This is a genomic window from Desulfitobacterium metallireducens DSM 15288 (assembly GCF_000231405.2).
Classification (GTDB): domain Bacteria; phylum Bacillota; class Desulfitobacteriia; order Desulfitobacteriales; family Desulfitobacteriaceae; genus Desulfitobacterium_A; species Desulfitobacterium_A metallireducens.
In genome coordinates this window covers 387,039-399,080 of sequence record NZ_CP007032.1, presented here as the reverse complement: position 1 = coordinate 399,080, position 12,042 = coordinate 387,039, and the positions used below count along the sequence as shown (strand labels likewise).

General features: G+C 39.2%; 12 protein-coding genes. 7 read left to right on the top strand and 5 right to left on the bottom strand.

Features of this window, described 5'->3' with window-relative positions:
- The first annotated feature begins 119 nt into the window (after positions 1–119).
- Entirely contained in the window at positions 120–1,391 is a 1,272-nt protein-coding gene (locus tag DESME_RS01930) for a [Fe-Fe] hydrogenase large subunit C-terminal domain-containing protein (protein ID WP_006716449.1), read from the top strand.
- 78 nt (positions 1,392–1,469) lie between these two features.
- On the opposite strand, the gene citF is transcribed toward DESME_RS01930, so the two are convergent.
- The 3 genes from citF to citD are packed head-to-tail and all read right to left on the bottom strand — an operon-like array spanning position 1,470 to position 4,061.
- Entirely contained in the window at positions 1,470–3,014 is a 1,545-nt protein-coding gene (gene citF / locus DESME_RS01925; protein WP_006716448.1) for a citrate lyase subunit alpha, read from the bottom strand.
- 38 nt (positions 3,015–3,052) lie between these two features.
- Positions 3,053–3,757 (bottom strand): HpcH/HpaI aldolase/citrate lyase family protein, encoded by a 705-nt coding sequence (locus tag DESME_RS01920; RefSeq protein WP_006716447.1) that lies wholly within the window; start codon positions 3,755–3,757, stop codon positions 3,053–3,055.
- 31 nt (positions 3,758–3,788) lie between these two features.
- Positions 3,789–4,061 carry a citrate lyase acyl carrier protein gene (gene citD / locus DESME_RS01915; RefSeq protein WP_006716446.1) on the bottom strand — a complete coding sequence of 91 codons (273 nt, stop codon included), beginning with the start codon at positions 4,059–4,061 and terminating at the stop codon, positions 3,789–3,791.
- A 248-nt stretch (positions 4,062–4,309) separates the two neighbouring features.
- On the opposite strand from citD, the gene DESME_RS01910 reads away from it, so the two are divergent.
- Positions 4,310–4,786 carry a DsrE/DsrF/DrsH-like family protein gene (locus DESME_RS01910; RefSeq protein WP_006716445.1) on the top strand — a complete coding sequence of 159 codons (477 nt, stop codon included), beginning with the start codon at positions 4,310–4,312 and terminating at the stop codon, positions 4,784–4,786.
- Between the two features lie 241 nt (positions 4,787–5,027).
- Here DESME_RS01910 and DESME_RS01905 read toward each other — a convergent pair whose 3' ends face one another.
- Together DESME_RS01905 and DESME_RS01900 are read right to left on the bottom strand one after the other, a co-directional pair.
- Entirely contained in the window at positions 5,028–6,191 is a 1,164-nt protein-coding gene (locus DESME_RS01905) for a DUF4317 domain-containing protein (protein ID WP_006716444.1), read from the bottom strand.
- A gap of 261 nt (positions 6,192–6,452) precedes the next feature.
- The gene (locus DESME_RS01900) at positions 6,453–7,595 is read right to left on the bottom strand and encodes a hypothetical protein (RefSeq protein WP_006716443.1); all 1,143 of its coding nucleotides are present in this window, start codon (positions 7,593–7,595) and stop codon (positions 6,453–6,455) included.
- A gap of 152 nt (positions 7,596–7,747) precedes the next feature.
- Between DESME_RS01900 and DESME_RS01895 the strand changes: the two genes are divergently transcribed.
- The 5 genes from DESME_RS01895 (at position 7,748) to DESME_RS01885 (ending at position 11,527) form a co-directional block, all read left to right on the top strand.
- On the top strand, positions 7,748–8,497 hold the full coding sequence (locus DESME_RS01895; protein ID WP_025248605.1) for a 3'-5' exonuclease: 750 nt from the start codon (positions 7,748–7,750) through the stop codon (positions 8,495–8,497).
- A gap of 250 nt (positions 8,498–8,747) precedes the next feature.
- A complete protein-coding gene (locus DESME_RS16350; RefSeq protein ID WP_282432823.1) occupies positions 8,748–8,879 on the top strand; it encodes a hypothetical protein in 132 nt (43 codons plus the stop codon).
- Positions 8,880–8,985: 106 nt separating this feature from the next.
- The gene (locus DESME_RS01890; protein WP_006716441.1) at positions 8,986–10,272 is read left to right on the top strand and encodes a tetratricopeptide repeat protein; all 1,287 of its coding nucleotides are present in this window, start codon (positions 8,986–8,988) and stop codon (positions 10,270–10,272) included.
- A 130-nt stretch (positions 10,273–10,402) separates the two neighbouring features.
- On the top strand, positions 10,403–10,525 hold the full coding sequence (locus tag DESME_RS16345) for a hypothetical protein (protein ID WP_006716440.1): 123 nt from the start codon (positions 10,403–10,405) through the stop codon (positions 10,523–10,525).
- A 126-nt stretch (positions 10,526–10,651) separates the two neighbouring features.
- A complete protein-coding gene (locus DESME_RS01885; RefSeq protein ID WP_006716439.1) occupies positions 10,652–11,527 on the top strand; it encodes a hypothetical protein in 876 nt (291 codons plus the stop codon).
- Positions 11,528–12,042 lie beyond the last annotated feature (515 nt).

The following is a 12,042-nucleotide window of genomic DNA, read 5'->3' as shown; positions in this document are numbered from 1 at the left end:
CCTCAAACTAAGGCTTCTTTCTTACCTTATATATTCTTGTTTATGCTAAATCATGCGCTTATTTTTCCATATAAAAACGAACATACTAAAGATTGAGGATTATACTAGGGGGACTATGAATGAGAAAGACAACCTATGAACAAATTTTCAATCGATTAGTTAAAGCATCCTATAACGGAAATCTCGAACAAGAAATCGAGGAGATTCAGGCCAACGGAGATGCTGCAACCCAAAAATATGTTTATTATGCCTTAGGAAACGGCGACCCGGATAAAGTCGTCTTTCAAGTGGATGACGAGAATACTAACGCAGAGGAAGATCATCATCCGGAAGCACCTTGCCTCTTTGATGACATTGTGTATGACATGGAAGGTAAGGTTGTAATTCAAGATCGAAACTGTTCTGAATGTGGTCAATTTATTGATACGTGCTCTTTTAGTAACTTAATTGACAAAAAAGAATTCATTCCACTCATTGACATTCTCAAGAAAAAGGAGGTCCCCGTTTACGCAATCGTTGCTCCTGCCATCATTGGACAATTCGGTGAGCACGTGACCATGGGGCAGCTCCGCTCTGCCTTTAAACATCTTGGCTTTTTTGGCATGATCGAGGTTGCCATGTTTGCAGATATTCTCAGTTTGAAAGAAGCGCTAGAATTTGATAGAGCCGTCAATAATCAAGAAGACTTCGTCTTAACCAGTTGCTGTTGCCCAGTTTGGGTGGCTATGGTAAAACGGATTTATCATACCCTGATCCCTCATATCCTGCCTTCAGTCTCCCCCATGGTTGCCTGTGGCCGAGGGATCAAACGGCTTCATCCTGAAGCAAAAGTCGTTTTCATCGGACCGTGTATCGCCAAAAAGTCGGAGGCTAAAGAACCCGACATTCGCGATGCTGTTGACGCCGTCCTCACGTTTGAAGAAGTCCAGCAAATCTTCGAAGCAACGGACATCAACCCTGCAGAAATGGAAGATATCCCGAGTGAACATTCTTCAACGGGTGGACGCATTTATGCCCGGACGGGTGGAGTAAGCAAAGCAATCTCTGACACCTTAGATCAGTTAAGACCCGACAAGCCGATTAAGATCAAAGCAGTTCATGCGAATGGGGCCAAGGAATGTAAGGAACTTTTACAGGCGATTAGCAGCGGAGAGATTACTGCTAACTTTTACGAGGGAATGGGCTGCAAAGGAGGATGCGTAGGAGGTCCTAAAGCCCTTCTAAAGCCTGAACTTGGGACAATCCATGTTAATACTTACGGTCTAACCGCTAATGCCCTTACACCCGTTAATAACCCCTATGTTATGGAACTTCTTGACCAACTAGGAATTGAGGATGTAGACAGCTTACTTGAAGGAGAATCAGCATCAATATTTCAGCGGCAGTTCTAATGGAAAAGGGGGCATCACCAAAGCAAATTACTGCTTTAGTGATGCCCCCTTAATAAATAACTATTTCACGTTATTAACTTAGTCCAGCACTTTTCTCACAACGTCAATAACCGTCCCATCCCGATACTCAACGATGGCAACAACTTGATCTCCCACTTGAATCGGTTCAGGTTTACCCGTTAAACGTTCTGCCAAGTCTTTAAGTTCCTCAATCAGCATAACCGGTAAATGGGTTTCTTTCAGTTTTTCGATAAGATCCGTTCGCCGTGGATTAACTGCAATTCCTCGTTCGGTGACTAGAACGTCAACCGTTTCTCCAGGAGTAGTGACTGTCGTCACCTTATCTTTGACCACAGGTAAACGCCCTTTGGTCAAGTTCGTCACAACAATTGAGATTTTCGAACCTGCTGCGGTATCATTATGACCGCCCGAAGCCCCAATAATCACACCATCAGACCCCGTCACAACATTGACATTGAAGTCTGTGTCAATTTCCGTAGCCCCTAAAATCATAACATCCAAATTATTAACCACTGCGCCTCTATTATGTGGATTGCCATAAAGCGAACCGCTCATCCATTGATGTGTCTCATTATCACGTAAGGACGCAATCGCTTTAAAGTCAAAACACTGCACATCAAAGAGGGTGCGGAAAAGCCCTTCTTTGAGCATATCCACCATGTAGCCCGTGATTCCGCCAGCGGCGAAGCTCCCGACCACATTCTTTTCTTTCATAAACTTTCGGACTTCAGCGGCAACAGCCAAAGAGGTTCCCCCCGCACCAGTTTGGAAGGACATCCCATCTTTGATATAGTCCGTTGCTTCGATCACTTCTGCTGCGAGCTTTGCAATACGTAAACCTACAGGGTCTTTGGTCACCGTTAATGTCCCTGAGACGATACCATTAGGATCACCGATGGAATCAACCTTCACGACGTAATCCACATAGTCTTGAGTAATCTCAATCGGGCAAGCCGGATAAGGGACGAGATTATCTGTAACCGCAACAACACAATCCGCATACTGAGCATCTGGAACTGCATAGGCTAACGTTCCGCAAGCTGCATTTCCATAGACACCATTCATGTTTCCATAAGAGTCCGCTGTGGGAGCAGCAATAAAGGCCACATCAATATGGATGTCTCCGCTTTCAATAGCTCGAGGACGTCCACCGTGACTCATCAGTACTGCTGGATTTTTCAATAGTCCTTTCGATATCGCTTTAGCGACCGGACCTGGAGCAATGTAGTTGACATTGATTCCTGTAACCGTCCCGTCCTTAATCAATGCCACAAGCGGTTCATGAATCGGGAAGATTCCTGTCGCGGCAACCGTAATATCCTTAATTCCGCGTTTGGCAATCGCTGCCATAACCTGATTCAGCACAAAGTCACCGTTCCTGAGATGGTGATGGAACGAAACCGTCATGCCATCCCGAATCCCCACTTTGTCTAAAACCTCATCAATTGTATCCACAAGTTTGCTTTCCCCTGGTTTTTTGGAACGCAGTTTCACAGTTGTTTTACAACGATCTCCATAATTAGCAAAAGCCCCTTCAAAAGGCTTCACTTGACCATAGCCTTCAAGATATTCTGGAATTTCACGTCCTACACTATTCTTCATGCAATTCCCCTCGTTTCAATTTATGATTAGCCCTAAAATTAAGCAAATACGCGATGAATGATATCAATTTGACGGCCATTGATGGCTGCTTTTCCGCTAAAGCCTAAGTTGTGAGCTTTAGTCGCGTCCTGTTCCAAGCCCTCAAGATCATTCCCATCATTATAAGGGGTATCGAAGCTATCTAAACCCGCTATATGACAAGCTAAAGCCACTTTACTCCGTGCATAAAGGATCTCTTCGCCCTCTTTAGTCCGTGTTATTCCTAGTTCTTTAGCCAGTCCATCTGCATTGAAGAAGACACCTGCTACTCTCGTTGAAGCACTGAGAATGGAAGAAACATCTTCAAGTGCTTTGGCTGTCTCAACAACAGGGAAGAGTTGGATTTTTCCTTGTTCAATCCCTGCTTCTTTTTCAACCCGATCAAGGAGTCTTTCGACATCTTGAAGCAGGTCTGCATTTGCCTGAGGAACCATTAAGGCCGTAGGTTTTACCTTGGCGATAACTTCAATATCCTTTGCGCCAAAACCCGATTCAAGCGTATTTATCCTCACAACGATCTTCACATTTTCATAGTCCATAAAACTAATCGCTTCTTTAACCAGCAAGCGTGCACTATCCTTTTCTTCGTTCGACACCTGATCTGCTATGTCCAGTACAAGTAAATCTGGATTAAAAACAGAGGCATCTTGAAGTCGCTTAGGACTATTTCCTGAAATAATCAGCATACTTCTGTTATGACTCATCTTCAATTCTCCCTTTCACTTCATCTTGCGTCTATAACGTCGCTCTCTCAAGAGCGGCTTTAACTCTTGCCCGATAAGTATAATCTAAAGCCCCTTTATCTTGAGCTTTCACGATTACATCTTCAACATCCATTTCTTCAACCGTTTCTCGAATCACTTTCTTGATCTGCTGACCAAATTGTTTCTCAATGACTCTTTTGGTCTCAAGTTCGACCTTAATCCCGCCCTCAGGATTCGGTGCAACAGTAACGAGTACATCACTTGATTCTACAGCTCCAGCCTGTGCTGTTTTTGTGATTTTCATGCTTTAGACCTCCTTAAGCTCAACTTTGCTACGAATAACTAAAAATTTCTTTCCTAATCTAATAATATCTGTAATTCATCGAAATTTGTCAAATCGTGAATTCCGCTAATTATAATCTATTGTGTTCGATTATGTAGATTTTAAAGACTAAAAGACCGTTTTTCTAATTTTAAGAAAAATATGTCCTGTGTATACTTTCAAAATCTTCGAAGACAATAATAGAATAAGAATTAAATGAGGAGAAATAAATGAACAAGAAAATGAATTTACTGATTTTCAGTGGAGAATATGATAAAGCTTTGGCCGCCTTAATTCTTGCCAATACGGGGCGGGAAATGGGGATGGATGTCACCCTATTCTTTACCTTCTGGGGGCTCATGCTTGTTCGAGATCCCGATAAACTTACCTTAGAGGATAAGACCCTTTTTGAGCAAATGTTTGGTCTTGTCACTCCTCAAGGCGTAGAAGATTTACCCTTATCCAAAATGAATCTCGCTGGATTAGGTAAAAAAATGCTCTTAGAAATGATGGAAGACGATAAAACTCCCTCCTTAACCGATTTCCTGAACGGAGCACGTAAGAAGGGAGTTAAGTTCTACGGATGTAAACTTTCTGTCGAAGTCATGGGCTTTAAAGAGGAAGAACTCTTACCTGAAGTCGAAATCATTACTGCCCAGCAATATTTGGAAGACGCGATCGACTCGCAAATTCAACTCTTTATATGAAGTGAATATAATAGAAGAATCCCCACGTCTGGGGATTCTTTGCGCAAGTCTGAAAGATCCAAGCGTCTAGATTGTATTGGACTAGATTGCTTTCTTCCTGACTCTTACAAAAAAGTAACACGTAGCATGTCTAAAGTCAATGTTTTCAACAAATATAGACATCAAAAATTATAACAAATACCTTAATAGGGCATTTATGGGAAACAAAATAACGGGGATTACAACAGTCAAAATGACTTTATTAGATCGCTTCAGTGCTTAATTCAAAACCTTCTAGGTTAGCTGTTTCCTCAATCTCAATAAGTAAGTACCGCCGTCCATCTTTCTTAACTTGCTTAATATTTTTCAGATCTTGTGGACTTACGGAAATGCTCACTGTATTATTTTCGATTTTAATTGATTTCCCTGCAAAGTTGGGGACGATGTTTGCTGCTTTAAACTCATGTTTATCGGTCCCTGTAATTTTCATGAAAGCTGTCTCCAAACCCTGGGTATTTTCAACCCCGCTGGCTTGAAGAATCTTTTCCATATCCTTCATTCCAATACTGGCAATTTCACTGCTTTCCTCTTCTTCATTCCTCGTTAAAATGTAATTCACGCTCTCATAGATACTGGCTATCTTCTCAGGTTCAATCTCTTTACCCGCAACTTCTTGTACGATTTCAAGAAATTGAGCCTTTTCTGTTTGAGCAGTAGCTTGAATATCGCATTCTAAGACTTTCGATAAAAACTCCATGTTTGGGGTATTCGCTTTATTGGAATAATAAACCACTTTATTCACATCTGCAGAATTATCATCCCATGAAGGAAACATAAATCCATCTAACGGAGCAGTTAAGTTAATAATGACATCCATTGGAATATCAGCTATAAATGCCTTACCTTCAAAATCAAATTTAAGTTCGGTTTTGGGGATCGTTACAGGATTAACACTTCCCATAAAAAATTCAAAGGAAAACACTTCGTCATCCATTCCTGACTCATCTTCCCCTTTTTCCTTCTTCATGGGTTTATAAACCTCACCCCGTAAAAAGGAAATCATAAAATCGCTTTTATAATCACACTTGTCGGTGATCTTATGAGCAATTTCTTCAGCTTGTTCAATAAAATCACTGGATTGTAGGGTATCAATCAATGCTCTTTGGGTAGGGTTTTGCCCTAGCTTATTATCCGAAAATTCAAGTTCGAATACTTTGGAATCAAGTTGTCCCGTGAGTAGCTTTTTAAAATTCTTAATATAAAGTTCTTGTTTCTCTGTATCCATCATGTCGAAATACTCTTTTTCTGTTCCGATGATTTGTTTTGTTTCCCCTTTAACGTAAATACTTACAACATCTCTGATTTTTAATTTCGTATTCTCTAACTTAAATTCTTTACGAATACTTGCCACGTCGTTTTTATTCATCGCATTGTTCCTCCTTAGCTCCTTATATTAAAGTAGCAAACTTTATTGTTTATAGTCAAATAAAATGTAGGCTAAGGTATTCGCAAACAATATTACAGACGTTTTACGAAAAGTCATTGAAGGTATCCGAGATAACAAGCTGTCTCATCGTCAAGCTGCAGCAAAATAGATATGCAAAAAGGACCGTTGCAAAACGAACTAATTAAAGTTCGTTGAGCCGCGGCCCCTTTAATCTGTTCCCTAACATTCTACAGGTTGTTGTTAGGCAATGGTACTGCTTGTAATAATGATTGTACCACCATCGAGATTCGCAGTAGTTTCACCATTCGGAGCGGTGTTACCAGTGAACGTACTTCTTGAAATCGTGATTGTACCAGCATCAATATTCGCTATTGCACCCCCACTATTACCAGCACTGTTGTTAGAGAACGTACTTCTTGAAATCGTAACTGTACCAGAATCAATATTCGCTATTGCCCCGCCATTATTAGTAGCATCGTTGTTAGAGAACGTACTTCTATCAATAGTAATTGTACCAGAATCAATATTTGCTATAGCTCCACCATTATTACCAGCACTGTTGTTAGAGAACGTAGTATTCGAAATGTTAGCTGTGCCATCATTTGCAAAGGCCCCGCCATTATTGCCAGTACTGTTATTGGAAAACAACGTATTCGTAATGTTAGCTAAACCATCATTTGCAAAAGCTCCGCCGTTATTATCAGCACTATTTAATTCGAGCATACTATTTGAAAGATTGACGGTACCAAAAGCATTCCCTATAGCCCCGCTAAAACTTCCGTGGTTATTTATGAACGTAGTTCTTGTAATCGTGACTGTACCCGTTTCACCTGCTACAGCCCCATTTGCAATAGCCCCGCCATAACTTCCTGAATTGTTTTGGGAGAACGTACTATTTGAAATATTGACATTACCTGATGCAATATTCGCTATAGCCCCCCCAAATGAATCTGAGCTGTTGTTGGAGAACGTACAGCGTATCACATTTAATGTTGCACCTTGATTCAAGATGGCTCCGCCTGAACCTGAATTAAAACCATTTTCGAACGTTATACCCGTGATTGTTACTACAGTTGTTGCACCGCTAATAACAAAAATACGGTTATTAGAACCACTGATTATTAACTGATTCGAACCAGGACCGTTGATGTTTAAGGTTTTATTAATCGTAATTGGGCCACTGGTTAAAGTAATAGTAGCTGGTAGGATTGCATTACTAAAGACAATGGCGGAACCTGCCGCAGCTGTTGCAATAGCTTCACGAAGTGAACCTGGGCCGCTATCATTGGTATTAGTAACCGTGATTGTTGCAGCTTGAATTGGACCTAAAACATCTTCAATAACAGTTGATGAACTTTCTCTATTGATAACGTTCAATCCCATTTGTAATCTCCTTTCATATAATGACGAACCTTATGTATACTATTCTGAACTCGTCCTTTTGGTGAAAAACCAAGACCTTTTAATCGGGTGCGGATAGCATCCTTATATCCAGCCAAAAATAAAAGAAATCAGGTGGTTTAAGGAGTTCTAATATGCCTTTCATTATATTTGATTTAGAATTTAATCAAGACGTTTCTTCTTTGCAGAATTTTGATAGAAAACGATCTCCCTATCCCTTCGAAATTATCCAAATGGGTGCCATCAAATTAAATTTGGAATTTAACACCGTAGACACTTTTAACCGTTACGTAAAGCCAACCTTCTACACAAGAATTAATCCATTTGTCACAGAATTGACCGGTATAACCACAGAGCAGCTTCTAACAGAAGAGCCCTTTCCTAAGATTTATGAGGCGTATACAACGTTTATCAATGAGAGCGATTCTATATTTTGTGCTTGGGGCATGTCTGATATAACAGAACTATTCAAAAATGCCGAACACCATCAATTAAGCCACAGGTTTTTACCGAAAAGGGTTATCAACCTACAACCCTATGTTTCCACGCATTTCAATTTTTCTCAAAAAAACTTATTACGTCTTCAACATGCTGTTGAGTTACTCCATATCCCAATAACATATGCATTTCACAATGCACTTCATGATGCTTTTTATACGGCTGAAATATTTAAAAAAGTATATAATTCTTCGATTCAACCAAAACCCTATGACCCATCCCACAGAGCAATTAGACAGAAACATCAAAAAAGAATAATAGATATCGATAAGCTACTTCAGCAATTCGAAAAAATATATGCCCGAAAAATAACTGCAGAAGAACAAGAGATGATTAAACTTGCCTATAAAATGGGGAGGACAAATCAATTTTTGAAAGACGTATAAAGTGGACTTTCGGAAAGGGACGGGTACTTGTCAATCATCATTATATATTTCTTCGAAATTAGGTCGGACTAAATCAATCTATGTGTGAGGAAAATGATTTAATATAAGCTTCGGCGATGTTGATAATTTCCTTATTTTAAGCGGGTTTTGAGTATTGAGTTTTAGGTTTATAGAGTAATTTTCGGGGACATTTTGGGGACACAAAAGAGAGGGAAAACATGGCTTTTCCTGTTGTCCAGAGTTCGGAGTAATGTTCCACGAAGTCCTGCGCAATAATCTCGAGCCGTTCGTTGCTGGTCAGAATATGGATATCGTTGCGAAGTTCAAGCTCAACCTTGGCTTTTTGATCTACATCCAGATCCGCCGCCCCGATAGCCTCTAGTAGCTCATTATTAATTTCCGGATTAATAAAGGATTAAAATACCAAATAGAAGGAGTTGAGAATGTTCGTGTAAAAAGTAATGATAAACAATAGGAGGTGCTTTTTAGTGAGAATTACTCCGTTAAAACAAAAGCTTATAGATAATTCATTAACAATAAGCAGCTTAGCCAAAAGTTGTAATATAAGTAGCAGCTATCTTTCACTTATAGTTAATGGGCACAGAACCAATATTGATGAAGAAATAATAAGATTGCTCTCAGAAAACTTAAATATCCAGCCCAATGACTTTAAAACTTTCCTAATTCCGCACGGACTTAAAAGAACGGAAAGCCAGGAGGCTCAGAAACAAGGACTGCTTTGGTTAAATAACCTCTTGGATGCTCTGGACGTAGATAATAAGAGAGAGATTCGCTATTATACGGACCTACTATACACAATAAGTAGCTCAGTTCTCCTTGCGAAGAGGTATGTGGAATGGTATGAAGGATGGCAATTAGCCCTAGAGAACCAATTTGAAGATGCCCTTAAACTCTTCGAACAGGCAAAGCAGTTACAGCCTAGTCTGTCTGTTGAAAAACGCTTTAAAGCAAAAGTTATGGGGAGTATTGGCGGAGCCTTAGTTGCTAAAGGAAATTACAAAGAAGCTATGAAATCATTCCGATCCAGCCTATTTCTTTGGGATTCAGGAAAACAGGTTGCTATCGTATATCTTAATATGGGTACTCTATTCAGACGAACTCATCAATATAAACGGGCAAGCGAAATGTACGAAAAAGCGATAGAATACGGTCCAAATCACGTAAAAATAAACGCCTTCTCCAGCCTTGCACAAGTGGCACTTGATAAAAATGATCTACATAAGGCGAGGCAATGTGTACTTAGAGGTTATTGGACTGCAAAGTCAGAAATAAAACCACGAGATAAAGACGTTCTATATTGTAACATTGGACTTTATTTTTCTCTTTTAGGTAAAACAAAACGATCAAAATATTGGCTAGGGAAATCTTTGAGGATCAATTTAGAGACTAAAAATAGAAGAACAAAACAATTTGCTTTAGCTGAACTCGTTAATGTATATCTATTAGAGGATAATATAAGTCAAGCAGACAACTTATTAGCCAGTATCCATAACGAACTATCGGAGAACAATGATTCACTGGCTTTAGCAAGCAGCTTTTGTATTATCGCTAAACGCCACTTAAAAACTAAGGAGCTCAATAAAAGTTTTCTAATATTAACCCGATGCTACGATATTCTAAGTAAATTACCTCCATCATATGAGCAAATAACCTGCTGCTCACTTCTAAAGAAGTATTATCAGATTATTAAAGAACCTTACCTTGCGGAATTTTATGACAATGAGATTAAATATATGAAAAGTAAAATAAGATAGATTTAAGTGCAGGGCCAGTGGTCTCTGCACTTTTTAACTTCTACAGTAAATAAGACAAAATATGCTAAGAAACCTCTTCCTTTGCAAGCTCTTGTTAAATATATGATTAGTTAAAAGGAGGAGGTTTTATATGTCTAGATTGTTTATCGTAAGTTTCTTGGCTCTTTCACTATTCCTTTCGGGGCCTGCTATACCGGCGGGTATTAACAATTCTGCACCAGCCCCCTTAATGGATGGGATTGACTGTGGGTAAAATTATATTTCCTTTTAAGTTTTTTTATATGCATTGAAAGGAGGTGTTGTAATGAGAAATCGCCCCATAAATACCTCATGAATATATAATTTTGCCAATAGAGTAATTCAAAAAGGAGAGGTTTTAATGAAGAAAATTCTTGTAATAGGTTTAACAGCTGCGATGCTTATGACTTCTGTTCTCCCTGCGTTAGGGGCTACTTCTAAAATCAGCTCTACATCTCTTTTCCAGCAAACACCCACATCTGCTTCTTCTACCCTAGAGGATAAAACCACTAAAAATATCGTCTTAACCCAAGACCAAAAGAAGCAATTATTGAATAGTTTAGAAGCTAAAGGACTCTTAGATGGCAATCCCCAACTGGTGGATAAAATCAATAGAGGCGAACTACCAGATTCCTCAAACCCAGAGAAAATAAAAGCGGTAGCAAAAGAATTAAGTATTTCTGAGCAAACGCCCCATAAAAAATATGTATTTCCTGATGGTTCATATCTTGAAAGGACTCTTACTGTAAACAAAAAAATCGCTATAGTTCCTGAAAATAGATCCCAGTTGGTTGAAGCAATTGGGAATGAAAATGATGTCGATGATCTATTTGCTCAAGTTGCAGAAAAACAAACTAAGAATCAAACAAGCGGCAAATTTTCTACACAATCATTAAAAACACAATCGATAATTAACACAGATACGGCAAGTTATTATTACGATATTTGGATTCAAGAAGATGGTAATGCTACTGGTGGCGGATTCACAGCGGATTTTGTAATAGTTTGGGGAGGCGCTGATTCTATATCTAAAGTATGGAACCCTCGTTGTTGGGCGGTCGGTGGGACATATACTATCAGTACGTTAGCGGTTGACCGACCCACCGAAGGAATTTACTCTGGATCTCCTGCAAGAGCTCACTTAAGTTGGGAATATAGTATTCTCGGGCTCGGTGGATCAACTTATTCAACAAATTTGTTCGTTGGTAACAACACATATTATTCAACACTCTCGTAATTCTAAAAAAACCTTCTAAAAAAGAACCCTTTAATAGGATTTTCTTTTAGAAGGTATATTAAAAAAGTTATAGAATAAGTTATTAAAAGATCTTCAAGGAGGGCAGTGAATTGAAAACAAATATATTATTTATTCAGGTCTTTGTATTACTAGCCTTTATTTTTGTTCTCTTTTTTATGGTTTCTGTACTCAAGTATATTAAGAAGAAAAAAGAGATAGATAAAGAGATAATACAGAAGTTAGACTCGCTGCTCAATAAATGAATACAGTATTGAAATGAACCGGTTGATATCGCATTGGTATTTTTCCGGTTTTTTATTTGAACTACACTAATAATTCAACGCAGGAAGGAAGCCTTGGCAGCCACAATTTGGTTAAATTCCTATACTTTGCACGGCATCTCCCCCCTCCCGTAATTTATCGATTAAGAATATAGGGTAATTTTGCACCCACATCTGTAAAGATGGATTGAGTATGCCATACCCACTAAGCTGGCCAGCTGCAAATAAAGCGAT